18 protein-coding genes and 1 pseudogene are annotated in these 24,786 nt (G+C 68.0%); 15 read left to right on the top strand and 4 right to left on the bottom strand.

Going from position 1 to position 24,786, the window contains the following annotated elements; genetic code table 11:
* Positions 1–18: 18 nt before the first annotated feature.
* From FHW78_RS06605 to lpxC, 12 genes and pseudogenes are all read left to right on the top strand, one after another.
* Positions 19–1,710: pseudogene (locus tag FHW78_RS06605) on the top strand (penicillin-binding protein 2); the annotation flags it as partial.
* A gap of 143 nt (positions 1,711–1,853) precedes the next feature.
* Entirely contained in the window at positions 1,854–3,338 is a 1,485-nt protein-coding gene (locus FHW78_RS06600; RefSeq protein ID WP_183639033.1) for a UDP-N-acetylmuramoyl-L-alanyl-D-glutamate--2,6-diaminopimelate ligase, read from the top strand.
* Positions 3,335–4,702 carry a UDP-N-acetylmuramoyl-tripeptide--D-alanyl-D-alanine ligase gene (gene murF / locus FHW78_RS06595; protein WP_183639031.1) on the top strand — a complete coding sequence of 456 codons (1,368 nt, stop codon included), beginning with the start codon at positions 3,335–3,337 and terminating at the stop codon, positions 4,700–4,702. The genes FHW78_RS06600 and murF overlap by 4 nt, the downstream gene beginning before the upstream one ends.
* Positions 4,692–5,777, top strand: a complete 1,086-nt coding sequence (gene mraY / locus FHW78_RS06590; RefSeq protein ID WP_141455685.1) for a phospho-N-acetylmuramoyl-pentapeptide-transferase — start codon at positions 4,692–4,694, stop codon at positions 5,775–5,777. The genes murF and mraY overlap by 11 nt, the downstream gene beginning before the upstream one ends.
* The gene (ftsW, locus tag FHW78_RS19815; RefSeq protein WP_203323082.1) at positions 5,777–7,087 is read left to right on the top strand and encodes a putative lipid II flippase FtsW; all 1,311 of its coding nucleotides are present in this window, start codon (positions 5,777–5,779) and stop codon (positions 7,085–7,087) included. The genes mraY and ftsW overlap by 1 nt, the downstream gene beginning before the upstream one ends.
* Positions 7,084–8,169: an undecaprenyldiphospho-muramoylpentapeptide beta-N-acetylglucosaminyltransferase gene (murG, locus tag FHW78_RS06585; RefSeq protein ID WP_203323083.1), complete on the top strand. Its 1,086-nt coding sequence runs from the start codon at positions 7,084–7,086 to the stop codon at positions 8,167–8,169. The genes ftsW and murG overlap by 4 nt, the downstream gene beginning before the upstream one ends.
* 111 nt (positions 8,170–8,280) lie before the next feature.
* Positions 8,281–9,750 (top strand): UDP-N-acetylmuramate--L-alanine ligase, encoded by a 1,470-nt coding sequence (gene murC, locus FHW78_RS06580; protein ID WP_183639027.1) that lies wholly within the window; start codon positions 8,281–8,283, stop codon positions 9,748–9,750.
* Entirely contained in the window at positions 9,747–10,712 is a 966-nt protein-coding gene (locus tag FHW78_RS06575) for a D-alanine--D-alanine ligase (RefSeq protein ID WP_183639025.1), read from the top strand. The genes murC and FHW78_RS06575 overlap by 4 nt, the downstream gene beginning before the upstream one ends.
* The gene (locus tag FHW78_RS06570; protein WP_183639023.1) at positions 10,712–11,542 is read left to right on the top strand and encodes a cell division protein FtsQ/DivIB; all 831 of its coding nucleotides are present in this window, start codon (positions 10,712–10,714) and stop codon (positions 11,540–11,542) included. Before FHW78_RS06575 ends, FHW78_RS06570 begins: the two co-directional genes overlap by 1 nt.
* Positions 11,539–12,774, top strand: coding sequence for a cell division protein FtsA (gene ftsA / locus FHW78_RS06565; RefSeq protein ID WP_141455691.1), 1,236 nt, complete (start codon positions 11,539–11,541; stop codon positions 12,772–12,774). Before FHW78_RS06570 ends, ftsA begins: the two co-directional genes overlap by 4 nt.
* Positions 12,775–13,131: 357 nt before the next feature.
* Positions 13,132–14,361 (top strand): cell division protein FtsZ, encoded by a 1,230-nt coding sequence (ftsZ, locus tag FHW78_RS06560; RefSeq protein WP_141455692.1) that lies wholly within the window; start codon positions 13,132–13,134, stop codon positions 14,359–14,361.
* Between the two features lie 235 nt (positions 14,362–14,596).
* Positions 14,597–15,514: a UDP-3-O-acyl-N-acetylglucosamine deacetylase gene (gene lpxC / locus FHW78_RS06555; RefSeq protein ID WP_183639022.1), complete on the top strand. Its 918-nt coding sequence runs from the start codon at positions 14,597–14,599 to the stop codon at positions 15,512–15,514.
* Positions 15,515–15,695: 181 nt separating this feature from the next.
* Here the strand turns inward: lpxC and FHW78_RS06550 are convergent, their stop codons facing one another.
* Positions 15,696–16,169, bottom strand: coding sequence for a DUF721 domain-containing protein (locus FHW78_RS06550; protein WP_183639020.1), 474 nt, complete (start codon positions 16,167–16,169; stop codon positions 15,696–15,698).
* A gap of 8 nt (positions 16,170–16,177) precedes the next feature.
* Between FHW78_RS06550 and FHW78_RS06545 the strand changes: the two genes are divergently transcribed.
* The 3 genes from FHW78_RS06545 (at position 16,178) to FHW78_RS06535 (ending at position 21,378) form a co-directional block, all read left to right on the top strand.
* On the top strand, positions 16,178–17,128 hold the full coding sequence (locus FHW78_RS06545) for a M23 family metallopeptidase (protein WP_183639018.1): 951 nt from the start codon (positions 16,178–16,180) through the stop codon (positions 17,126–17,128).
* 161 nt (positions 17,129–17,289) lie between these two features.
* Positions 17,290–20,028, top strand: a complete 2,739-nt coding sequence (gene secA / locus FHW78_RS06540; RefSeq protein WP_183639016.1) for a preprotein translocase subunit SecA — start codon at positions 17,290–17,292, stop codon at positions 20,026–20,028.
* A 393-nt stretch (positions 20,029–20,421) separates the two neighbouring features.
* Positions 20,422–21,378, top strand: coding sequence for a Nudix family hydrolase (locus tag FHW78_RS06535; protein WP_183639014.1), 957 nt, complete (start codon positions 20,422–20,424; stop codon positions 21,376–21,378).
* Positions 21,379–21,408: 30 nt separating this feature from the next.
* On the opposite strand, the gene coaE is transcribed toward FHW78_RS06535, so the two are convergent.
* From coaE to FHW78_RS06520, 3 genes are all read right to left on the bottom strand, one after another.
* Positions 21,409–22,035 (bottom strand): dephospho-CoA kinase, encoded by a 627-nt coding sequence (coaE, locus tag FHW78_RS06530; protein WP_183639012.1) that lies wholly within the window; start codon positions 22,033–22,035, stop codon positions 21,409–21,411.
* 498 nt (positions 22,036–22,533) lie between these two features.
* A complete protein-coding gene (locus FHW78_RS06525) occupies positions 22,534–23,397 on the bottom strand; it encodes an A24 family peptidase (protein ID WP_183639010.1) in 864 nt (287 codons plus the stop codon).
* A gap of 3 nt (positions 23,398–23,400) precedes the next feature.
* Entirely contained in the window at positions 23,401–24,669 is a 1,269-nt protein-coding gene (locus FHW78_RS06520) for a type II secretion system F family protein (RefSeq protein ID WP_183639009.1), read from the bottom strand.
* Positions 24,670–24,786: the final 117 nt, after the last annotated feature.

Raw genomic sequence — 24,786 nt, 5'->3', positions numbered from 1 at the left:
TCGCGCAGCACGCCGCCGCTGAAGAACCGCAACCGCGCCCGCTTCAACCTGCGCGGACGGCTGGCGCTGGTCATCGGTGCGCTGGGCCTGTGCTCGGTGAGCCTGATCGGACGCGCTGCCTACGTGCAGCTGATCAACAACGACTTCTACCAGCGCCAGGGCGACTCGCGCTTCCTGCGCGAGATTCCGATCCCGACCTCGCGCGGCATGATCACCGATCGCAACGGCGAACCGGTGGCGGTGTCCTCGCCGGTGGAATCGGTGTGGGCCAATCCGCGCGAACTGTTGAAGACGCCGGATCGCCTGCCGGAGCTGGCGCAGGCGCTGGGCGTGCCGCTGGAGCACCTGACCAACCGCCTGTCGCAGCGTGCCGACAAGGAGTTCGTCTACCTCAAGCGCCGGATCAATCCGGACGAGGCGCACCGCATCCTGGCGCACAAGATTCCCGGCGTGTTCTCGCAGCGCGAGTTCCGTCGTTTCTACCCGCAGGGTGAGGCGATGGCGCACGTGCTGGGCTTCACCAACATCGACGATCGCGGCCAGGAAGGACTGGAGCTGGCGTTCGACGAATGGCTGCGCGGCAAGCCCGGCGCCAAGAAGGTGATCCGCGACAACCGCGGCCGCATCGTCGAGAACGTCGATCTGGTGCGTTCGGCGGAGCCGGGCAAGGACCTGACCCTCAGCATCGATCGCCGCATCCAGTTCCTGGCGTTCCGCGAACTGCGCAACGCGCTGATCGAACACCAGGCCAGCAGCGGCTCGATGGTGATCATGGACGTGACCACCGGTGAAGTGGTGGCGATGGTGAGCCTGCCGACCTACAACCCCAACGCGGTCGGCCAGGCCGGCGCCGAGACGCGCCGCAACCGCGCGGTGACCGACATCGTCGAACCCGGTTCGACGATGAAGCCGATCACCGTCTCGGCCGCGCTGAAGGCGGGTGCGGTGACGCCGTCCACCCTGATCAACACCTCGCCGGGCTACATGTCGCTGGGCCGCTACACCATCCGCGACGTGCCCCGCAACAACGGCGTACTGACGGTCACCGGCATCATCACCAAGAGTTCCAACATCGGCTCGGTGAAGCTGGCCGAGAAGCTGCCCAACGACTATTTCTATTCGGTGGTGCGCAGCTTCGGCTACGGCAGCGCGCCCGGCAGCGGTTTCCCCGGCGAAGGCGTCGGCATCCTCGCGCCACCGGCGCGCTGGAACGGCCTGCAGAAAGCCACCATGTCCTATGGCTACGGCCTGTCGGTGACGCCGCTGCAGATCGCGCGCGCCTACGCGGCGCTGGGCAACGGCGGCCGGCTGGTGACCCCGACCTTCGTCAAGGGCGAACACCACGAAGCGCCGCAGGTGCTGGATCCGGCCATCGCCCGCGAGGTCGTGGGCATGATGGAAACCGTGGTCACCCAGGGCGGCGCCAAGCGCGCCGGCGTGCTGGGCTATCGCGTCGCCGGCAAGACCGGCACCGCGCGCCTGGCCTCGGGCGGCGGCTACGCGCGTGGCCGCTATGCCTCGCTGTTCGCCGGCCTGGTGCCGGCGAGCAATCCGCGTTTCGCCGCGGTGGTGGTGATCAGCGACTCGCAGGAAGGCGGTTACTACGGCGGCCTGGTCGCCGCGCCGGTCTTCCACAACGTCATGGATGGCGCGCTGCGCCTGATGGACGTGCCGCCGGACGACATCGAGACCTGGCTGGCCGTGCAGGCCAAGGCCGAGGCGAAGCTGGGCGGCAACAAGCCGGCGGCGCCCGCGGCGATGCCCGCCAGCCTGGACGATGCCACCGACATGACCGATTCGCCCACCTTCGACGCTCCCGCGCCGGTGGCCGTGCAGGGCACGGGAGGCGTGCGATGAGGCGCATGATGGCACTGGCCGAACTGCTGCCCGACGTGGACGTGCCGCGCGACATCGTGGTGCGCGGACTGGTCCAGGACAGCCGCACGATCGAGCCGGGCGACGCCTTCGTGGCGATCGCCGGTTTCGGCGCTCACGGGCTCAACTTCGTCGAGCAGGCCCGGCAGAAGGGCGCCAGCGCGATCCTGTACGAACCCCCGGCACCGCCCGGCATGGACGTACCGCGCGACGCCATCGCCGTGCCCGGCCTGCGCGCGCGCATGGGCGCGATGGCCGATCGCTTCCACGCCTTCCCCTCGCGCGACATGAAGCTGGTCGGCGTCACCGGCACCAATGGCAAGACCTCCACGGTGCAGTTGCTGGCGCAGGCCTGGCATATCCGTGGCACCCGCTGCGGCAGCATCGGTACGCTGGGCGCGGGCATGTACGGCGAAGTCGTGCCGACCGGCTTCACCACTCCGCTGGTGCTGCAGATGCATGCGCTGCTGGCGCAGCTGCGCGATGCCGGCGCCAAGGCGGTGGCGATGGAAGTCAGCTCGCACGCGCTGGATCAGGGACGCGTGGACGGCGTGCACTTCGATGTCGGCGTGTTCACCAACCTCACCCGCGATCACCTCGATTACCACGGCGACATGGCGACCTACGGCGCGGCCAAGGCGCGCCTGTTCGCCTGGCCCGAGCTCAAGGCGGCGGTGATCAACCTCGACGACGAGTACGGCCGCGTGCTGTATCCGCATCTGCCCGGCGCGGTGCAGGGCGTGGGCGTCAGCTCGCGCGGACAGGAGTCGGCCACCCTGCGCGCGGACGCATTGCGTCTGGACGCCAGCGGCATCGCGTTCGATCTGGCCACGGGCGGCGAATCCCATCCGGTGCAGTCGCGCCTGCTCGGCCGTTTCAACGTGGACAACCTGCTGGCGGTGGCCGGCGTGCTGTACGCGCTGGGCGAGGCGCCGCAGGAAATCGCCCGCACCCTGTCGCGACTGCAGCCGATTCATGGGCGCATGAACCGCCTCGGCGGCAACGTCGACGAACAGGGCCGCCGGCTGCCGTTGATCGTGATCGACTATGCGCATACGCCCGACGCGCTGGAACAGGCCCTGTCCAGCCTGCGCGACCACGCCGGGGGCCGGCTGATCTGCGTATTCGGCTGCGGTGGCGAGCGCGATGCGGGCAAGCGTCCGCAGATGGCCGCGGCCGCCGAACGGTTGGCGGACCGCGTGTTCGTCACCGACGACAACCCCCGGGGCGAGGACGGCGACCGCATCGTCGCCGACATCGTGGCCGGGTTCACCCGGCCGGACGCCGTCACCGTGCTGCGTGATCGCCGCCTGGCGATCGAACGCGCGGTCGGCGAGGCCGGCGAGAACGACATCGTGCTGATCGCCGGCAAGGGCCATGAGCCGTACCAGGAAATCAATGGCGTGAAGCATCCGTTCGACGACACCGCGGTGGCCCGCCAGGCATTGGAGGCGCGCGCATGAAGCGGCTGCCGCTCTCGCTGCTCGCGCACTGGGCCGGTGGCGAACTCCACGGCGACGATGCCGTGGTGGACGCGATGACCCAGGACACCCGCGCCCTGCAGCCGGGCAGCCTGTACGTGGCCCTGCGCGGCGAGCGCTTCGACGGACACGACTTCGCCTACGACGCGGCCATGCGTGGCGCCGCCGCGGTGCTGGTGGAGCACACCGTCAACGTCGATCTGCCGCAGATCGTGGTGCCCGACAGCCAGCTCGCATTGGCCCGGATTGCCGCGGGCATCCACCAGGATCAGTCCGGGCGCGTGGTCGCCATCACCGGCAGCAACGGCAAGACCTCCGTCAAGACGCTGGTGGTCGCGATCCTGCAGCGCGCCGGCGTGACCTATTTCAACCCGGGCAACCGCAACAACGAGATCGGCTTGCCGCTGGCGGTCATCGACGCACCGGACGACGCCGACTTCGCGGTCTACGAAATGGGCGCCGGCCAGCCGGGCGACATCGCCTACCTGACCGACATCGTCGCGCCCGACGTGGCGCTGGTGAACAACGTCGCCGCCGCCCACCTGGAGCGGATGGGATCACTGCTGGGCGTGGCCGAGACCAAGGGCGCGATCTACGACGCCCTGCCGGCGTCCGGCACCGCGGTGATCAACGCCGATGACGCGTTCGCCGAATACTTCGCCGAGCGGGTCGCCGATCGCCGGATCCTGCGCTTCGGCCTGGAGGCCAGCGCCGACGTGACGGCGCGCGATATCCGCGCCGGTGCGACCGGTTCGGGTTTCACGCTGGTCGCGCCGCAGGGCGAAGTGGCGGTTGAGCTGCACCTGCCCGGACGCCACAACGTGCTCAATGCGCTGGCCGCCGCCTCGCTGGCGCTGGCCTGCGACGTGTCGCTGGCGACGATTGCCGAGGGCCTGGGCGCGGCGCAGCCGGTCGCGGGCCGCCAGGTCGCGCGCACGCTGGGCAACGGCGCGGTGCTGATCGACGACAGCTACAACGCCAACCCGGGTTCGCTGGCCGCCGCCATCGATGCGCTGGCCGCCGGCGATGGCGAAGCCTGGCTGGTGCTGGGCGACATGCGCGAACTCGGCGCCGACGCCGAGGCGCTGCACGCCGATGCCGGCCGCCGCGCGCGCACCGCCGGCATCCGCCGTCTCTACACATTGGGTCCGCTCAGCCAGCACGCCGCGCAGGCGTTCGGCGAGGGCGCCCTGCATTTTGAAACACACAAGACCCTGGCCGAAGCGCTGCGCGCCGATCTGCATGCCGGTGTGCGCTGCCTGGTGAAGGGTTCGCGCGGCAGCGCCATGGACAAGATCGTCACGGCGCTGCTGGCCGAAGGGGAGGGGAAATCGCATGTTGCTTGAGCTCGCACGCTGGCTGCAGAGCCTGGAGAATTTCTTCGGGCTGTTCGGCTACCTGACCTTCCGCGGCATCCTTGCCGCGTTGACGGCGTTGTTCCTGTCGCTGTGGTGGGGACCGGCGGTGATCCGCCGCCTGGCGCAGTTCAAGGGCGGCCAGCCGATCCGCCAGGATGGTCCGCAGACGCATTTCTCCAAGGCCGGCACGCCGACCATGGGTGGCGGCCTGATCCTGATGACCGTGCTGGCGGCGGTGCTGCTGTGGGGCGACCTGCGCAACAAGTACGTGTGGACGGTGGTGCTGGTGATGCTGGCGTTTGGCGCCATCGGCTGGTACGACGACTGGATCAAGATCGTCAAGCGCGATCCCAACGGCCTGAAGTCGCGCTGGAAATACCTGCTGCAGTCGATTTTCGGCCTGGCCGCGGGTCTTTACCTGTACCTGTACGCCGACGTGCCGGCGGCCACGACCTTCTACGTGCCGTTCTTCAAGTCGATCGCGCTGCCGCTGGCCGGCATCGGCTTCGTCGCCATCGCCTATTTCTGGATCGTCGGCTTCTCCAACGCGGTCAACCTGACCGACGGCCTGGACGGGCTGGCGATCATGCCGACCGTGCTGGTCGCCTGCGCGCTGGGCATCTTCGCCTACGCCTCGGGCAACGCGGTGTTCTCCAACTACCTGCAGATTCCGCAGGTGCCGGGCGCCGGTGAACTGGTGATCATCTGCGCCGCCATCGCCGGCGCGGGCCTGGGCTTCCTGTGGTTCAACACCTACCCGGCGATGGTGTTCATGGGCGACATCGGCGCGCTGGCGCTGGGCGCCGTGCTGGGCACCATCGCGGTGATCGTGCGCCAGGAACTGGTGCTGGTGATCATGGGCGGCATCTTCGTCATCGAAACGCTCTCGGTGATGATCCAGGTCGCCTCGTTCAAGCTGACCGGCAAGCGTGTGTTCCGGATGGCGCCGATCCACCACCACTTCGAACTGAAGGGATGGCCGGAGCCGCGCGTGATCGTGCGCTTCTGGATCATCTCGGTGGTGCTGGTCCTGGTCGGACTGGCCACGTTGAAGGTGCGCTGATGAACGACCGCGCCCGCCAGGCGACACGACTGGAGGCCATCGGTGGCCGCTATGACCCGTGGCTGCTGGGCGCGGCGCTGGCGCTCGCCTCGCTGGGCGTGGTGATGGTCGCGTCGAGCTCGATCTCGCAGACCGCCACGCCGTTCTACTACCTGGTGCGCCACCTGATGTTCCTGGCCGGCGGCCTGGGCCTGGCGATCTGGGCGATGCGCACCGAACTGAAGACCGTCGAGCACTACAACCAGCTGCTGCTGCTGGGCTGCGTCGGCCTGCTGCTGCTGGTGTTCGTGCCCGGACTGGGCGTGAGCGTGAAGGGTGCGCACCGCTGGATCAACCTGGGCGTGTCCAACTTCCAGGTGGTCGAGGCGGTCAAGGTGTTCTTCATCGTCTGGCTGGCCAGCTACCTGGTGCGGTTCCGCGACGAGGTCAACGCGACCTGGATCGCGATGCTCAAGCCGCTGGGCGTGGTGGTGGTGCTGGTCGCGCTGCTGCTGATGCAGCCGGACTTCGGTTCGTCCTCGCTGCTGCTGGCGATCACCGCCGGCATGCTGGTGCTGGGCGGCGTCAACATGCCGCGCATGTTCGGCCCGGTGCTGGTCGGCTTGCCGGTGCTGGCCGTGATCGCCATCGCCGAACCCTATCGCATGCGCCGCCTGACCTCGTTCGCCGATCCGTGGGCGGATCCGTTCGGCTCCGGCTACCAGCTGACCAATGCGCTGATGGCGATCGGCCGAGGCGAATGGTCCGGCATCGGCCTGGGTGGTTCGGTGCTGAAGCTGAACTACCTGCCGGAAGTGCACACCGACTTCATCTTCTCCGTCATCGGCGAGGAACTCGGCTTCGCCGGCATCTGCCTGGTCATCGGCCTGTACGCGCTGCTGGTGGGCCGCGCGTTCTGGGTGGGCCTGCGCTGCGTCGAGATGCGCCGCCACTTCGCCGGCTACTGCGCGTTCGGCATCGCCCTGTGGATCGGCCTGCAGAGCTTCGTTTCGATGGGCGTGAACCTGGGCCTGCTGCCGACCAAGGGACTGACCCTGCCGCTGATCTCCTCCGGCGGCTCCAGCGTGCTGATGACCTGCGCCGCGATGGGCCTGCTGCTGCGGGTGTCCTACGAACTGGATCGCGCCCAGCGGCAGGTCGCGCTGCGCGGCGAATTGCAGGCGGGCGCGGAACCGGCACCGGCCGCGTCCGACACTCCGGCGACCGCGCCGTCCGCGACTGCGCCCGCGACGACGCCCGCGCCCGCGGCCGTGCGCGGCACCAGCCGCCTGCGCCAGCGCATCGAACCCATTTTCGGGAGGACCGCATGACCGCGTCGGTCCAGCCCGTGATGATCCTCGCCGGCGGTACCGGCGGGCATATCTTCCCCGCGCTGGCGGTGGCGAAGGTATTGCGCGCGCGTGGCGTGCCGGTGACCTGGCTGGGCGCCGACGGCGCGATGGAAACCCGGCTGGTGCCGCCGCACGGCATTCCGCTGGATACGCTTCCGATCTCCGCCCTGCGCGGCAAGGGCAAGCTGGCGCTGCTGGGCGCCCCGCTGCGCGTGGGTCGTGCGATTGCCGGCGCAATGGGCCTGCTGCGCGCGCGCCGTCCGCGCGCGGTGGTCAGCTTCGGCGGTTTCGCCGCCGGTCCCGGCGGCATGGCCGCGCGGCTGTCCGGCAAGCCCCTGCTGGTGCACGAACAGAATCGCGCGCCCGGTTTCACCAATCGCGTGCTGGCGCGCTTCTCGCGCCGCGTGCTGACCGGTTTCCCGGGCAGCTTCGCCCACGGCGAGGAATACGTCGGCAATCCGGTGCGCGAAGAGATCGCCGCGATCGCGCCGCCCGCGCAGCGCATGGGCGGGCGCGAAGGCCCGCTGCGCGTGCTGGTGCTCGGCGGCAGCCAGGGCGCGCGTGCGCTCAACCAGTCGGTGCCGCGCGCGGTGGCGATGCTGGGCGCGGAAATGCCGGTCGAGATTCGCCACCAGTGCGGCGAGAAGCTGCGCGAGGAAGCGGTCAAGGCCTATGCCGATGCCGGCGTGCCGGCCAGCGTGGAGGCTTTCATCACCGACATGGCCGCCGCGTACGGCTGGGCCGATCTGGTGGTATGTCGCGCCGGCGCATCCACCCTGGCCGAGGTCTGCGCGGTGGGCGTGGGCAGCGTGCTGGTGCCGTTCCCGCAGGCGGTGGACGACCACCAGACCCGCAACGCCGAATTCCTGGTCGAGCGCGACGCCGCGATCCTGCTGAAGCAGGACGCCTACCTGGCCGAGCGCCTGCATGGCGTGCTGAGCGATCTCGCCCAGCACCCGGACAAACGAAAAGCCATGGCCGAGGCCGCGCGCGGCCTGGCCAAGACCGATGCGGCCGACCGCATCGCCGACATCATTCTGGAGGAAAGCCGTGATTCGTGATTGGGCAATGGAGATTCGCAACAGCAACGCCACCGGCACAGGCCGGCGGCGCGAGCAAGCGTGCACGAATCCCCAATCCCGAATCGCCAATCCCGGCCCGGGAGGCGCCGCATGATGGCCGCCGCACGCGAACGCCGCCTGCAGCACACCGGCAACCTGGCGCGCGAATTCCGTCGCGTCCACTTCGTGGGCATCGGCGGTTCCGGCATGAGCGGCATCGCCGAGGTGCTGTGCACGCTGGGCTATGAAGTCTCCGGTTCGGACAACGCCGACAATGCGGCGACCCGCCGGCTGGCCTCGCTGGGCGCGCGGGTGATGCGCGGCCACAACGCCTCCAACGTGCTCGGCACCGACTGCGTGGTCGTGTCCAGCGCGATCAAGCACGACAATCCGGAACTGATGGAAGCGCGTTCGCAGCGCATCCCGATCGTGCCGCGCGCGGCGATGTTGGCGGAACTGATGCGTTTTCGCCGTGGCATCGCGGTGGCCGGCACCCACGGCAAGACCACCACCACCAGCCTGACCGCGGCGGTGCTGAGTGAAGGCGGGCTGGATCCGACCTTCGTCATCGGCGGCCAATTGCTGGCCGCCGGCGCCAACGCCAAGCTGGGCGATGGCCAGTGGTTGGTGGCCGAGGCCGACGAGAGCGATGGCAGCTTCCTGCGCCTGAACCCGCTCATCTCGATCGTCACCAACATCGACGCCGATCACCTGGAGAACTACGGCAACGATTTCGAACGGGTCAAGGCCGCGTTCGCGGAATTCCTCCAGCGCCTGCCGTTCTACGGCCTGGCGGTGCTGTGCATCGACGACGCCGAAGTGGCCGCGCTGGCCGCGGAGACGCCGCGCCACGTGATGACCTACGGCTTCGCCGACAACGCCGACGTGCGCGCCGAGGACGTGGAGCAGGAAGCCGGGCGCATGCGTTTCACCCTGCGCCTGCCCGAGGACGTCAGCATCCCGGTGACGCTGGCCCTGCCGGGTCGCCACAACGTGCAGAACGCGCTGGCCGCCGCCGCCGTTGGCTGGCAGCTCGGCGTGTCGCCGGAGAACATCGCCGCCGCGCTGGAGAAGTTCGCCGGCATCGGGCGCCGCTTCAACGACCTGGGCGAAGTCGCCACCGCCGCCGGCGCGCGCGTGCGCCTGGTGGACGACTACGGCCATCACCCGAAGGAACTGGCCGCGGTGTTCGCCGCGGCACGCGGCGGCTGGCCGGACAAGCGCCTGGTGGTCGCGTTCCAGCCGCACCGCTACAGCCGTACCCGGGACCAGTTCGATGCATTCGCCGCGGTGCTGTCGGAAGCCGACGCGCTGGTGCTGAGCGAGGTGTATCCGGCCGGCGAGGCGCCGATTGCCGGTGCCGACGCCAAGTCGCTGGCGCGCGCCATCCGCGCGCGCGGCCGCAACGAGCCGGTGGTGGTCAGCCAGGTCGCCGATCTGATTGACGTGCTGCCGGACGTGCTGCGTGACGGCGATCTGCTGTTGTTGATGGGCGCCGGCGACATCGGCCACATCTCCCAGCAGATCGCGGCGCACGGTTTCGTGGACCCCAACGGCGCGAAGGCGCAACAACACTCATGAGCAAGTTTTCGTTCCCGCCACCGCGCGTCACCGACCCGGCCCGTTTCGGCCGCGTCGCCGTGCTGCTGGGTGGTACTTCCAGCGAAGCCGAGGTTTCGCGCGACTCCGGCCGCAACGTGCTGGACGCGCTGCGCGCGCGCGGCATCGACGCCACCGCCGTGGATGGCATTCCCGCCCTGGCCGAGGCGCTGGTGCAGCGCCGCTTCGATCGCGTCTTCAACATCCTGCACGGCCACAAGGGTGGCGGCGAGGACGGCGTGGTGCAGGGGCTGATGGAAGCCTTCGGCATGCCGTACACCGGTTCGCCGGTGCTCGGCTCGGCCCTGAGCATGGACAAGGTGCGCACCAAGCAGGTCTGGCTGTCGCTGGGCCTGCCGACGCCGCGCTACGTGCGCCTGCTGAAGGGCGACGACGTGCACGCCGCGGCCCGCGAGCTGGGCCTGCCGGTGATCGTCAAGCCGGCCAACGAGGGTTCCAGCGTGGGTGTGACCCGGGTGTTCCAGGACAGCGATCTGGATGCCGCCGTGGAGCTGGCCATCCGCTACGACGGCGAACTGCTGATGGAGCAGCTGATCGAAGGTGACGAACTGACCGTGGGCATCCTTGGCGGGGTCGCGCTGCCGTCGATCCGGATCGTGCCCAAGGGGCAGTGGTACGACTACCACGCCAAGTACGTGGCCGAGGACACCCAATACCTGTGCCCCGGCCTGGAGGGCGACGACGAGAGCGAGATCCGGCGCATCGCGCTGGCCGCGTTCCAGGCGGCCGGTTGCCGCGGCTGGGGCCGCGTCGACGTGATGCGCGATCGCGCCAGCGGCCGCTTCTACCTGCTGGAAGTGAACACCGCGCCGGGCATGACCAGTCATTCGCTGGTGCCCAAGGCGGCGGGGCAGGCTGGCCTTGATTTCCAGGAACTGTGCTGGCGCATCCTGGAACAGACGCTGCCGGAGGTGGTCGGCTGATGAACGCCGTGCTGCGCATCCTCGCCTGGCTGCTGGCCGTCGCGCTCGTCGCGTTGCCGGTGGTCGCGGTGGTCAACGGCTGGATCGGCGCCGATCGCTGGCCGCTGACCCGGCTGCGCGTGCACGGCGAGTTCGAGCGCGTGGATCCGGCGCAGCTGCGCGCGGTGGTGCTGCCGTATGCCCAGCGCGGGTTCTTCGCGGTGCGGTTGCAGGAAGCGCAGGACGCGGTGGAACAGCTGCCCTGGGTCGAGCGCGCGGAAGTGCGCAAGCGCTGGCCCGACGTGATGGAGATCAGCATCGTCGAGCACCGGCCGTTCGCGCGCTGGGGCAAGGATCGCCTGCTGTCCGAGCACGGTCGCCTGTTCCCGACGCCGAAGGCCCTGCAGGACCTGAAACTGCCGCAGCTTGGCGGGCCGGATTCGCAGGTCAGGGAAGTGGTGTCGCTGTACAACGAAGCCCGCCAGTTGTTCGCGCCGCTCGGCCTGAACGTGGAAACGCTGACCATGGATCGGCGTGGCAGCTGGACCCTCACCCTGGGCAACGGCACCGAAGTGGTGATTGGACGCGCCGACGCCCGTCCGCGCCTGAGCCGCTTCGTGCGCATGCTCCCGCAGATCCTCGCCCGCCAGGGCCAACCGCTGCTGCGCGCCGACCTGCGTTACACCAATGGTTTCGCGCTCAGCTGGGGCGCCGTGAAGCCGGGATTGGAGATTGGTGATTCGGGATCACGCGTAGCCAATCCGCCCTTGGCGGTGCGCCGACGCGCCGGGTCGCTTTTCGCTTTCTCCAATCCCCAATCCCCAATATCAAATCTCGGTTTTCCAACATGAATCGCAAGGGCGACAAATCGCTGATCGTCGGTCTCGACATCGGCACCTCCAAGGTCACCGCACTGGTGGGCGAGTACGCCCCCGGCAATCCGATCGAGGTGATCGGCATCGGCTCGCACGAATCGCGCGGGCTGAAGCGGGGCGTGGTGGTCGACATCGAATCGACCGTGCAGTCGATCCAGCGCGCGGTCGAGGAAGCCGAGCTGATGGCCGGCTGCGAGATCCGCTCGGTCTACGCCTCGATCTCCGGCAACCACGTGCAGTGCCGCAACTCGCCCGGCATCGTGCCGATCCGCGACGGCGAGGTGACCTGGGGTGATCTGGACCGCGTGCTGGAAGCGGCCAAGGCCGTCGCCATCCCGGCCGACCAGAAAATCCTCCACGCCATCCCGCGCGAGTACAAGCTGGACAACTCGCAGGAAGGCATCCGCAATCCTGTGGGCATGACCGGCGTGCGCCTGGAAGTGGACGCGCACCTGGTGTTCTGCGCACAGTCGGCCGCCGCCAACATCAGCAAGTGCGTGCAGCGCTGCGGCCTGCAAATCGACGACCTGATCTTCTCGTCGCTGGCGTCCAGCGTCGCCGTGCTGACCAGCGACGAGCGCGAACTCGGCGTGGTGCTGGTCGACCTGGGTGCGGGCACCACCGACCTGGCGGTGTTCATGCAGGGCGCGATCTGCCACACCGCCTCGCTGCCGATCGCCGGCGACCAGGTCACCAACGACATCGCGCACATGCTGCGCACGCCGACCCCGGAAGCCGAGCAGATCAAGGTGCGCTATGCCTGCGCGCTGGCCCAACTGGCCACCGCCGAGGAAAGCATCCAGGTGCCCAGCGTGGGCGATCGCCCGCCGCGCCGCCTGCCGCGCCATTCGCTGGCGCAGGCGGTGCAGCAGCGCTACGAGGAAATCTTCGAGATGGTCCAGGCCGAACTGCGCCGCTCCGGCTTCGAGGAGCGCGTGCGCGCGGGCATGGTCCTGACCGGCGGTGCTTCCAAGATGGAAGGCGTGGTCGAACTGGCCGAGGAAATGCTGCAGATGCCGGTGCGCGTGGGCATCCCCCAGCACGTCACCGGCCTGGGCGAAGTCGTCGGCAACCCGGTCCACGCCACCGGCGTCGGCCTGCTGCTGATGGGCAGCCAGATCGAACACCCGCGGCGGCCGTCACTGCCCACGGGCAAGGCCGGCAGCTGGTTCAAGAAGATCCAGAACTGGTATCGCGGTGAGTTCTGAAGACCGGGATTCGGGAATCGGGTTTCGGGATTCGCAAAAGCGACTAAGAGCAAAGAGCGGAAAGGCGGAAAGAAAGCGGCAGGTGAGGACGGTTTGCAGTAGCGATACGAACAAGCGCAAGGGCGCAAGTGTTCGCGGGTCTGGGCAGGGCGAAGGGAAACGGAAGGCACGCTTTTCCGAATCCCCAATCCCGGCAACAAGCGGCAGGTAGAGACGAATTGCGGTAGCGCGGTACGCAACAACCACTAAAACACAACAACTCGCTGGTAGAGGACGACGGTCAAAGGGACGCGGAAGGCAGCTTCTCCGAATCCCCAATCCCGAATCCCCAATCCCAGCTCAAAGAGGACAACGGACATGGCACATTTTGAACTGGTTGAAAAGATGGCTCCGAATGCGGTGATCAAGGTCATTGGCGTGGGCGGCGGCGGCGGCAACGCGGTGGCGCACATGGTCAACGGCAGCGTGGACGGCGTGGAATTCATCACCGCCAACACCGATTCGCAGGCGATCAAGAACTGCGGCGCCAAGCTGCAGCTGCAACTCGGCGGCAACGTCACCAAGGGCCTGGGCGCGGGCGCGAATCCGGAAGTCGGCCGCCAGGCCGCGCTCGAAGATCGCGAGCGCATCATCGAGGCGCTGGACGGCGCCGACATGGTGTTCATCACCGCCGGCATGGGCGGCGGCACCGGCACCGGCGCCGCGCCGGTGGTGGCGCAGCTGGCCAAGGAGATGGGCATCCTGACCGTGGCCGTGGTCACCAAGCCGTTCCCGTTCGAAGGCCGTCGCCGCATGCAGGTGGCGCTGAAGGGCATCGAGGAACTGAGCCACCACTGCGACTCGCTGATCACCATCCCGAACGAAAAGCTGATCACCGTGCTGGGCCGCAACGCGACCATGATCCAGGCGTTCCGCGCCGCCAACGACGTGCTGCTCGGCGCCGTGCAGGGCATCGCCGACCTGATCGTGCGTCCGGGCCTGATCAACGTCGACTTCGCCGACGTGCGCACCGTGATGAGCGAAATGGGTCTGGCGATGATGGGCACCGGCCACGCCCGCGGCGATGACCGCGCGCAGGCTGCCGCCGAGAGCGCCATCCAGAACCCGCTGCTGGACGACGTCAACCTGTCCGGCGCCAACGGCATCCTGGTCAACATCACCGCCGGTCCGGACTTCACCATGGCCGAGTTCGACGAAGTCGGCCGCACCATCGAAGGCTTCGCCTCCGAGGACGCGACCGTGGTGGTCGGCACCGTGCTGGATCCGGACATGCAGGACGAGGTCCGGGTGACCGTGGTCGCCACCGGCCTGAACCGCGCCGTCGCCCGCCAGCCGGTCGGCCGTGGCCTGGACCGCGAGCCGGTGCGCGCGCCGATCAAGCTGGTCCGCGACGCGACCACCGGTCTGCCGGCGTTCGACGCGATGGCCAATGTCGATCCGGTGGCCGATGCCGTCGGCGGCCTGGGCCTGCGCCGTGGTTCGGCGGCTCCGGCGAGCGCGCCGGCCGCGTCGTCCGCCCCGGCGGCGGCCGACCTGCCCGCGGACTACCTGGACATCCCGGCGTTCCTGCGCCGGCAGGCGGACTGACCTCCGCCTCCTGAAACACCCTCCCGCCGGTCCGGGGGAGGGCGCGGTACCGCCATGTCCCTTCGCTGCCGGGCCTGCCCGGCCCGGCAGCCCTTTCCGTCCCCGTCGGGAAATCGGACAGGTTCGCGCGGTATTGTTTCAGCCGTGGGACAAAGCAATTCTTCCGTTAAGATTCAGCTAATTGCGTGCTATTCTCGCCGCTCTTGGTCAGCACCTTCACCTCGGTCCCCCTCCGATGGCCCAGCAACGCACCCTCAAGAACGTGATCCGCGCCACCGGCGTGGGCCTGCACAGCGGCGAAAAGGTCTACATGACGCTGCGTCCGGCCCCGGTGAACACCGGCGTCGTGTTCCGGCGCGTGGATCTGGAGCCGGTGGTGGAAATGCCGGCCAGCGCCGAACTGGTCACCGAGACCACGCTGTGCACGGGCCTGAGCTGCGACGGCGCCAAGGTGCAGACGGTCGAACACCTGATGTCCGCGCTGGCGGGTCTGGGCGTGGACAACGTCTACGTCGAGCTGTCCTCGGCCGAACTGCCGATCATGGACGGTTCCGCCGGTCCCTTCGTGTTCCTGCTGCAGTCCGCCGGCATCGCCGAGCAGAATGCGCCCAAGCGCTTCATCCGCATCAAGTCGCCGGTGGAAGTCACCGAGGGCGACAAGGTGGCGCGCTTCGATCCCTACGAGGGCTTCCGGGTGGGCTTCACGGTCAAGTTCGATCACCCGATGATTCCGGCCTCGCAGTCGCGCGCCGAAGTCGAGTTCTCCACCGGCGCCTACATCAAGGAAGTCGCGCGCGCGCGCACCTTCGGCTTCATGCGCGACCTGGAGTACATGCGCGAGCGCAACCTGGGCCTGGGCGGTTCGATGGACAACGCCATCGTGCTGGACGAGTTCCGGGTCCTCAACGACGACGGCCTGCGCTACGCCGACGAATTCGTCCGCCACAAGATCCTCGACGCCATCGGCGATCTCTATCTCGCCGGCCGCCCGATCCTGGGCGCCTACGAGGGCTACAAGTCCGGGCACGCCCTGAACAACAAGCTGGTGCGGGCCCTGCTGGCCCAGCCGGAGGCGTGGGAAGAGGTCACTTTCGAGGATGCCCGCCATCCTTCGCCGGTGCTGTACGGCACCCCCGCCACCGCGGCGGCCTGAGTCCCACCCAACCCCTCCGACCGCTTTCCGGTGAAACCGTATTCGAAAGGATGCGGCGTCGCCGCATTGTCGTTTGTGTGATTCAGGTCAAATTTCGGGCCTGAATTTAACTAATTATTAACTTTCAACTAACGACCCGGGTCGCCATGCCCGGTACCATGCCTTGCCTTCGCGTCGCGGGCTAGCGCTTCCGCCCGCCGCGCCGGTTGTCAGGAGCAGTACCTCCTCCGGCGGAGTCCGGAGATTCCAAGGATGCCAGGACAGCCGCCAGCGCCTTGCGTGAGGCTTCCGGAACAGGTGGTGCCGTTGTTTCTGCCCGAAGATTCGGGTGGAGCGGGGCGGTTGTTGTTTTGACGGTCACCTCGGTCACCGTCAGTCCGACGGATCGGGCGGCATCAAGCAGTTCGACGGAGGCGAGCCGGAGTTTGGCGCGCCACACGGGGGAGTCGACGATAAAAACGAGCCGTTCGCCGGCCACATTCGCCAAACGGCAATGGGGAGCCAGGGCGGGCGGGAGACAGGGGCGAAGTTGCTGTTCAAGGGCGTCGAGCCAGAGGGCACGACGCACCGGGTCGGCGGCAGCATCCGTCAGCGCGGCCTGGAGGGCCGGTTGCGGAGTGCTTGCGCCACGCGGCTTGGACTTCGAATCAGACATCGGTATCTATGGCTTTTCAAAACATCGTAAACAATTCGCGCGCCTGGTTGGCCAATCATCTCGCCGGCCCCGCCTACAAGGCGCGCAGTCTGGTCCACGCAAGACCGCTCACCACCGCCGCCTGTCTGCTCGCCGTTGGCCTGGTCGCCGGCCTGGCCGGACGCAGCGCGATGGGCATGGCCCAGGTCTCGCTCCTGCAGGCCAAGACCGAGCGCCAGGACGCCGAACTCGAGCAGGTCCGCCGCGGCGCCCAGCAGGAAATCAACGCCATGGCCGCGCGCCTGGGCGAACTGCAGGCGCAGGCCAACCGCCTCAACGCGCTGGGCGACCGCCTGACCCGCATGGGGCAGTTGCAGGACGGCGAGTTCGATTTCGAGGAGCCGGTGGGCGTCGGCGGCAACGATGCCGTCTACGACATGTCGCCGTCCGAACTGGACAAGGGCGTCAGCCAGCTCGAACGCCAGTTCGCCGCCTCCGGCCAGCAGCTGTCGGTGCTCGAAGCGCTGCTGTTCAACCGTGAGCTGGACAAGAACGCGACCCCGTCGCGCATGCCCATCGCCAACAGCTACATCACCTCCGGTTTCGGTGGCCGCGCCGATCCGTTCGGCGGCGGTGGCCAGTACCACAAGGGCATCGACTTCAAGGCCAGCGTGGGCGACCCGGTGCTGGCCGTGGCCGACGGCGTGGTCAGCTTCGCCGGCATCAAGGGCGGCTACGGCAACGTGGTCGACGTTGATCACGGCAACGGCTACGTCACCCGTTACGCGCACAACTCCCGCCTGGTGGTGAAGTCCGGCGACCTGGTGCGGGTCGGCCAGGAAGTGGCCAAGGCCGGTTCCACCGGCCGCTCGACCGGCGCCCATGTGCACTTCGAAGTCTGGGAAAACGGCCGTGTGGTCAACCCGCGCAAGTTCCTCGGCGACGGTCCCACCCCGGTCGGCAAGATCAAGCGGGGCTGAGCTTCGGGAGGGGCTTCCGGCAGGGTTGATTCCCCCGGGGGCGCCCCAAGCTACAATACGGTGTTGCCAGACAGGGCGCAGTGCGCCCTGTTTCGTTTTGGGGTCCCGCTCGCCGGCCTGTTCGCGACGGCCCCGACGCTCATTTCCAACCGGTTCCTTACATGATCAACAACTTGCTTACCCGTGTCTTTGGCAGCCGCAACGAACGCCTGCTGAAGCAGCTCCAGCGCAGCGTCGGCAAAATCAATGCCCTGGAACCGGAGATGGAGAAGCTCTCCGACGACGAGCTCAAGGCCAAGACCCCTGAATTCCAGAAGCGCGTCGCCGACGGCGAGTCGCTGGACAAGATCCTGCCCGAAGCGTTCGCCGTCTGCCGTGAAGCCAGCCGCCGCGTGCTGGGCATGCGCCACTACGACGTGCAGCTGATCGGCGGCATGGTGCTGCACCTGGGCAAGATCGCGGAAATGCGCACCGGTGAAGGCAAGACCCTGGTCGCGACCCTGCCGGTCTACCTCAACGCGCTGGAAGGCAAGGGCGTGCACGTGGTGACCGTCAACGACTACCTGGCCCGCCGCGACTCGGCCTGGATGGGCCGCCTGTACAACTGGCTGGGCCTGTCGGTCGGCGTGGTCTACCCGGGCATGCCGCACAGCGACAAGCATTCGGCGTATGCCGCCGACATCACCTACGGCACCAACAACGAATTCGGTTTTGACTACCTGCGCGACAACATGGCGATGGCCAAGGAGGACCGCTTCCAGCGCGGCCTGCACTACGCCATCGTCGACGAAGTCGACTCCATCCTGATCGACGAGGCGCGCACCCCGCTGATCATCTCCGGTCCGGCCGACGAATCCCCCGAGCTGTACCTGCGCGTCAACCAGATCGTGCCGAAGCTGGTCAAGCAGGAAAGCGAGGAAGGCGAGGGCGATTTCTGGGTCGACGAGAAGGGCAAGCAGGTCCACCTGTCCGAGGCAGGCATGGAGCACGCCGAGGCGCTGCTGCTGCAGGCCGGCATCCTGAAGGACGAGGAAGACAGCCTGTACGGCGCCAACAACCTCACCGTGGTGCACCACCTCAACGCCGCGCTGCGCGCGCACGCGATCTACCAGCGTGACGTGGACTACATCGTGCGCGACGGTGAAGTGGTGATCGTCGACGAGTTCACCGGCCGCACCCTGCCGGGTCGCCGCTGGTCCGACGGCCTGCACCAGGCGGTGGAAGCGAAGGAAGGCGTGCCGGTCCAGCGCGAGAACCAGACGCTGGCCAGCATCACCTTCCAGAACCTGTTCCGCATGTACAAGAAGCTGTCCGGCATGACCGGTACGGCGGACACCGAAGCCTACGAATTCCAGAGCATCTACGGCCTGGAAGTGATCGTGATCCCGACCCACCGCCCGACCGTGCGCAAGGATTCGCCCGACCAGGTGTTCCTCAACCGCAAGGGCAAGTTCAACGCGGTGCTGGCCGACATCCAGGACTGCTACCAGCGCGGCCAGCCGGTGCTGGTCGGCACGACCTCGATCGAAACCTCCGAGATGCTGTCGGAGTTCCTGACCAAGTCCGGCGTCCCGCACGAAGTGCTCAACGCCAAGCAGCACGAGCGCGAAGCGCACATCGTCGCGCAGGCGGGTCGTTCCGGCGCGGTCACCATCGCCACCAACATGGCCGGCCGCGGTACCGACATCGTGCTGGGCGGTTCGCTGGAAGTGGAACTGGAGCAACTGCCGGAAGACGCCACCGACGCCGATCGCCAGCGGGTCAAGGCCGAATGGCAGCAGCGCCACGAAGCGGTCAAGGCCGCCGGCGGCCTGCACATCATCGGCACCGAGCGCCACGAATCCCGCCGCATCGACAACCAGCTGCGTGGCCGTTCCGGCCGCCAGGGCGATCCGGGTTCGTCCCGCTTCTACCTGTCGCTGGAAGACAACCTGATGCGCATCTTCGCCTCGGACTGGGTCCAGAAGGCGATGAAGCTGATCGGCATGAAGGAAGACGACGTGATCGAGGATCGCCTCGTCAGCCGCCAGATCGAAAAGGCCCAGCGCAAGGTCGAGGCGCACAACTTCGACATCCGCAAGAACCTGCTGGATTTCGACGACGTCAACAACGACCAGCGCAAGGTCATCTATTCCCAGCGCGACGAACTGCTGGAAGCCGATTCGGTGAAGGACAACATCGACGGTATCCGCGGCGACGTTGTCGCCGAGACGGTGGGCCGCTTCGTGCCGCCGAACTCGGTGGACGATCAGTGGGATCTGGCCGGCCTGCAGCGCGAGCTGGAAGAGGAAATGGCGCTGGCCCTGCCGGTCACCGCCTGGCCGAAGGAAGCCGAGGAACTGGACGCCGAAGCGATCGAGCAGCGCGTGCAGGACGCGATGAACCGCCACTTCGACGAGAAGGAAACGGTCATCGGCGGCGAGACCATGCGCGCGCTGGAAAAGCACATCATGCTGACCGTGCTGGACAAGAACTGGAAGGAACACCTGGCGCGCATGGATTACCTGCGGCAGGGCATCCACCTGCGCGGCTACGCGCAGAAGCAGCCGAAGCAGGAGTACAAGAAGGAAGCCTTCGAGCTGTTCTCGGACATGCTGGAGCGGGTCAAGCGCGAAGTCGTGACCCTGCTGGCGCGCGTGCGCATCCGCACCGAGGAGGAAGTGGCGGCGCTGGAAGCGCAGGAGCGCGCGATGGCCGAAGCGCAGGCCCGGCAGATGCAGTTCCAGCACGCCGATGCCGGCGGCTACAGCGCCGACGAGGAAGCCGAGCAGGCCCAGGCCGCGCAGGCCGGCCGCCCGGTGGCGATGCCGGCCGACGCCGGTCCCAAGGTCGGCCGCAACGATCCCTGCCCCTGCGGCAGCGGCAAGAAGTTCAAGCACTGCCACGGCCAGTTGGCCTGATACGACGGCAGTCGGTGAAGAAAAGCAGGCGCCTCGAGGCGCCTGTTTTTTTGGGGGGTGTCGGGGTTGCCCCCATCCGCCTTCGGCACCTTCCCCCGCGTGCGGGGGAAGGGGGCAGGGGCAGATCGCGAGTGGGGAGTCGGGGAGAGGCGGGTCGGCAGGTATCGTTGGCTTCCGGCTTCCGGCTTCCGGCTTCCGGCTTCCTCCCGACTCCCGACTCCCGCGACCGCTGGCCGCTGGCGCTCCCGAGTGAAGTCTCCCCGCCCCCGAAGTCGTCCCAACCCCTCCTTCCCCCGCCTGCGGGGGAAGGTGCCGAAGGCGGATGGGGGCAAGCCCTGAATCCGTGACCCACCGCATTTGCATTTGCGCGGAAATACCCGGCAAGCTTCGGCCATGTCCTCCGAACCTCTGCGATCCATCCACGTCGTGGCCGGCGTCATCAGCGACGCCCGCGGCCGCATCCTGCTGGCCCGCCGCACCGAGGGCCGTGATCTGGCCGGCCGCTGGGAGTTTCCCGGCGGCAAGCGCGAGGCCGGCGAAACCGAGGCCGAGGCGCTGATTCGCGAACTGCAGGAAGAACTCGGCATCACCGCCGAAATCGGCGAACCCATCATCAACGTGCCCCAGCAGTACCCCGACAAACGCCTGCGCCTGGACGTGCGCCGGGTACTGTCCTGGAAGGGCAATCCGCGCGGACACGAGGGACAGGCGCTGGCCTGGGTGGCGCCGGAGAAACTCCCGCGCTACGTGATGCCGCCGGCCGACCGCCCGGTGGTGGCGGCGCTGCTGCACCCGGATCGCTACCTGGTCACCCCGTCGCCGGCGGACGTCGACGACGAGACCTGGCTCGGCGCGTTGCAACGGGCGCTGGAGTCGGGCGTCCGCCGCCTGCAACTGAGGATGCCCGGGGTTGATGCGGAACGCCGTCGCCGACTGGCGCGCGCGGCGGTGGAGGCCAGTCAGCGGGCCGGCGTCGAGGTGCTGATCAATTCCGACATCGGCCTGGCACGCGAGCTGGGCGCGGGCGTGCACCTGCGCGCGGCGCAACTGCCGGAACTGTCGGTGCGGCCGCTGCCCGATGCGCAGCCGGTCGCCGCGTCCTGCCATACCGGCGAGGAACTGCGCCGTGCCGAGGACCTGGGCTGCGATTTCGCGGCGCTGGGCAGCGTGCGGGAAACGGCCAGCCATCCGGGCGGCAGCGTGCTGGGCTGGGAGGGATTCGCGCGCCTTCGCGAAGCGGTGTCGCTGCCGATCTACGCCATCGGCGGCCTGCAGCCGGACCATATCCTGGAAGCCCGCCAGCATGGCGCGCAGGGAATCGCCGCCATCCGCGGACTCTGGGCCGACTGAAGAAGTATCGGGGCGCGCTCGGCGCCGGCTCTAGGCAGATTCGCCGACGGCGGCGGCCAGGCGGCGGTAGCGGGCATCCAGTTCCGCCACCGCGGCCTCCAGGCGGTCGATATGACCGTCGTTGACCACGATGTCGTCGGCCAGCGCCAGACGCTGGTCGCGATGCGCCTGTGCGTCCAGCATGCGTTCGGCCAGCGCGGCATCGATGCCGTCGCGCTGCATCAGGCGCGCCTTCTGTACCGTGCGCGGCACGTCGACCACCAGGATGCGGGAAAGCCAGGGATAGGCGGCGCGGCCGCCGCCTTCAGTCAATAGCGGAATGGTGGCGATGGCGTAGGGACTCTCCGCCGCCTGGCAGAGCGCCTGCAGGCGTTGGCGGATGCGTGGGTGGAGGATGCCTTCGAGCACCCGGCGCTCGCTTTCGTTGCCGAACACGCGTGCGCGCAGGACCGCGCGATCCAGCCGGCCATCGGCCTGCAACACTTCCGTACCGAACCGGGCCGCGACTTCGGCCAGCGCGGGCTGGCCCGGCTCGACGATTTCCCGCGCCACCCGGTCGGCATCGGCGATGCCCACGCCGCGCGCGGCGAAGGCCCGCTCCAGCGCGCTTTTCCCGGACGCCACACCGCCGGTCAGTCCGATCACGTATTCGCTCATGCGCCCATTATTGGCCGGAACCGCCACGTTGTAGAGCGGAGCATGCTCCGCTGTCGTCGCCCCCAGCCGAGCAAGCTCGGCTCTACACGCTGCGCCCTTCCCCCGCCTGCGGGGGAAGGTGCCCGAAGGGCGGATGGGGGCAAGCGGGAAGGTCAGACTCAATCGCCCAGCCGAGCAAGCTCGGCTCTACACGCTGCGCCCTTCCCCCGCTTGCGGGGGAAGGTGCCCGAAGGGCGGATGGGGGCAAGCGGGAAAGTCAGACTCGAACACCCAGCCGAGCAAGCTCGGCTCTACACGCTGCGTCCTTCCCCCGCCTGCGGGGGAAGGTGCCCGAAGGGCGGATGGGGGCCAGCAGGAAGATCAGACTCGAACGCCCAGCCGAGCAAGCTCGGCTCTACATGAGCGTCCTTCCCCCGCGCGCGGGGGAAGGTGCCCGAAGGGCGGATGGGGGCCAAGCGCGAAATCAGGCCGAACCGATCCAGCCGAGCAAGCTCGGCTCTACCGGAAGCCGGCGAAACGCAGATAGGCGTCGATCAGATCCTGGCCCCAGAAAAACACCACCCAGCCGGCGATGGCCAGATAGGGACCAAACGGAATGGGCGTGGCGCGGTCGCGGCCCTTCGCCGCCAGCCAGACCGAACCGATGATGGCGCCCACCAGCGAGGACAGCAGGATGGTGGGCAGGACGCCCTTCAGGCCAACCCAGGCGCCGATGGCCGCCAGCAGCTTGAAATCACCATGGCCCATGCCTTCCTTGCCGGTCAGCTGCTTGAACAGCCACCACACCGACCACAGCGACACGTAGCCGGCAATCGCGCCCAGCACCGCCGCCTTGGGCACCATGTAGAGGTTTTCCAGGCTGGCGATCAGGCCCAGCCACATCAGCGGCAGGGTCAGTTGATCGGGCAGCAAGCGGGTACGCAGGTCGATGCCCGACAGCGCCACCAGGAAGCAGCTCAGCAACGAGGCCCCGAATCCCTGCCAGCCAAAGCCGAAGCGCCACACCGACGCGACCACCAGCAGGGCGGTGAGCAGTTCCACCAGCGGATACTGCACGGAAATCGGCGCCTTGCAGTGGCGGCACTTGCCGCGCAGGGCGAGCCAGCTGATCAGCGGGATGTTCTCGAACCAGGCCAGCTTGTGCTTGCAGTGCGGGCAGTGCGAACTCTCGACCACGATGCCGGGTGGCGGCGGGTCGTAGATTTCCGGTTCCTCGAGGATCTCGCGCGCATCGCGCCGCCATTGCCAGTCCAGCTTGCGCGGCAGGCGCAGGATGACCACGTTGAGGAAGCTGCCCACCAGCAGGCCCAGGCCGGCCGCGACCGGAAAGCCGAGGCCGGGATGTTGATCGAGGAATGCCACGAATTATCCGACCGTCATCGCCAGCTTGAAGATGGGCAGGTACATGCCGATCACCATGCCGCCGACCAGGACGCCGATGACCACCATGATGAAGGGCTCGATGAGGCTGGAGAGGGCATCGACGGCATTGTTCACTTCCTGCTCGTAATACTCGGCCACCTTGAACAGCATGGTGTCCAGCGCGCCGGCCTCCTCGCCGATGGCGGTCATCTGCACCACCATGTGCGGGAACAGCGCGGTCTGCTTCATCGCCATGTTCAACGGGTAGCCCACGGCCACGTCGTCGCGCATGCGGTGCACGGCCTTCTCGTAGACCGTATTGCCGGTGGCGCCGGCCACGGTGTCCAGCGCCTCGACCAGCGGCACGCCGGCCTTGAAGGTGACCGCGGTGGTGCGGGCGAAACGCGCCACCGAGGAATTGTGCATGATCTGGCCGACCACCGGCACCTTCAGGATCATGCGGTCGACGAAGTGCTGGAAGGCCGGGGACCGCTTGAAGCTGAAGACCGTCACCACGATGCCGATAACCGCGATCAGCAGCAACGCCCACCACCAGGCCACCATGAAGCGGGACGCGGCGACGATCAGCTTGGTGAAGGCGGGCAGATCCGCGCCGAAGCTCTTGAAGGTCTCCTCGAACTGCGGCACCACGAACACCAGCAGGATGGCGCTGACCAGGATCGCCACCGCGATCACCATGGCCGGGTAGAACAGCGCCTTCTTGATCTTGCCCTTCAGCGCTTCCAGGTTTTCCTTGTAGCTGGCGATGGTGTCCAGCACCGTCTCCAGCACGCCGGCGCCTTCGCCGGCCCGGACCAGGTTGCGGTAGAGCTCGTCGAACTGGACCGGGTGCCTGGAGATCGCCTCGGTCATCGAGGAGCCGCCCTCGATGTCCGCTCGCACCTGATCCACCATCTTCTTCATGCGCGGGTTCTTCTGCCCGCCCGCGATGATGTCCAGCGAGGTCACGATCGGCACGCCGGACTTCATCATGGTCGCCATCTGGCGGCTGAAGAAGGCGATTTCCTTCGGGCTGATGGCCCGTCCCGCGGCGCCGAACAGCGGCTTGGGCTTGACCTTGACCACGTTGGGGGTGATGCCCTGCTTGCGCAGTTCGGCGCGCAGCATGTTGGCGTTCTTGGACGCCTGCTCGCCCTTCATCTTGACGCCGCGCTTGTCCACGCCTTCCCAGACGAACAGGCTGAGCGGGTTTTCGCGCGGGCCCGCGGACGTGATGGCGGTCTTCTTGGCAGCGGATCGGCTGATGGACATCGGCATTTCCCCGTCCGGTTTCCCCGACCGGACTTCATTCCGCATGGTAGCGGTTTACGGCCGGAAGGGAACTCCCCCGGCCTGTGACGCGGGGCAGGGTTTGGGATCCTGCCCCGC

The organism is Pseudoxanthomonas sp. OG2, from assembly GCF_014192765.1.
In the GTDB taxonomy this organism is placed as follows: Bacteria; Pseudomonadota; Gammaproteobacteria; order Xanthomonadales; family Xanthomonadaceae; genus Pseudoxanthomonas_A; species Pseudoxanthomonas_A beigongshangi.
This window is presented reverse-complemented; position numbering and strand designations above follow the sequence as displayed.

Coding starts and splice junctions, on each gene's coding strand:
- FHW78_RS06600 (WP_183639033.1), top strand. CDS start 1,854: ATGAGGCGCATGATGGCACTGGCCGAACTGCTGCCCGACGTGGACGTG.
- murF (WP_183639031.1), top strand. CDS start 3,335: ATGAAGCGGCTGCCGCTCTCGCTGCTCGCGCACTGGGCCGGTGGCGAA.
- mraY (WP_141455685.1), top strand. CDS start 4,692: ATGTTGCTTGAGCTCGCACGCTGGCTGCAGAGCCTGGAGAATTTCTTC.
- ftsW (WP_203323082.1), top strand. CDS start 5,777: ATGAACGACCGCGCCCGCCAGGCGACACGACTGGAGGCCATCGGTGGC.
- murG (WP_203323083.1), top strand. CDS start 7,084: ATGACCGCGTCGGTCCAGCCCGTGATGATCCTCGCCGGCGGTACCGGC.
- murC (WP_183639027.1), top strand. CDS start 8,281: ATGATGGCCGCCGCACGCGAACGCCGCCTGCAGCACACCGGCAACCTG.
- FHW78_RS06575 (WP_183639025.1), top strand. CDS start 9,747: ATGAGCAAGTTTTCGTTCCCGCCACCGCGCGTCACCGACCCGGCCCGT.
- FHW78_RS06570 (WP_183639023.1), top strand. CDS start 10,712: ATGAACGCCGTGCTGCGCATCCTCGCCTGGCTGCTGGCCGTCGCGCTC.
- ftsA (WP_141455691.1), top strand. CDS start 11,539: ATGAATCGCAAGGGCGACAAATCGCTGATCGTCGGTCTCGACATCGGC.
- ftsZ (WP_141455692.1), top strand. CDS start 13,132: ATGGCACATTTTGAACTGGTTGAAAAGATGGCTCCGAATGCGGTGATC.
- lpxC (WP_183639022.1), top strand. CDS start 14,597: ATGGCCCAGCAACGCACCCTCAAGAACGTGATCCGCGCCACCGGCGTG.
- FHW78_RS06550 (WP_183639020.1), bottom strand. CDS start 16,169: ATGTCTGATTCGAAGTCCAAGCCGCGTGGCGCAAGCACTCCGCAACCG.
- FHW78_RS06545 (WP_183639018.1), top strand. CDS start 16,178: ATGGCTTTTCAAAACATCGTAAACAATTCGCGCGCCTGGTTGGCCAAT.
- secA (WP_183639016.1), top strand. CDS start 17,290: ATGATCAACAACTTGCTTACCCGTGTCTTTGGCAGCCGCAACGAACGC.
- FHW78_RS06535 (WP_183639014.1), top strand. CDS start 20,422: ATGTCCTCCGAACCTCTGCGATCCATCCACGTCGTGGCCGGCGTCATC.
- coaE (WP_183639012.1), bottom strand. CDS start 22,035: ATGAGCGAATACGTGATCGGACTGACCGGCGGTGTGGCGTCCGGGAAA.
- FHW78_RS06520 (WP_183639009.1), bottom strand. CDS start 24,669: ATGTCCATCAGCCGATCCGCTGCCAAGAAGACCGCCATCACGTCCGCG.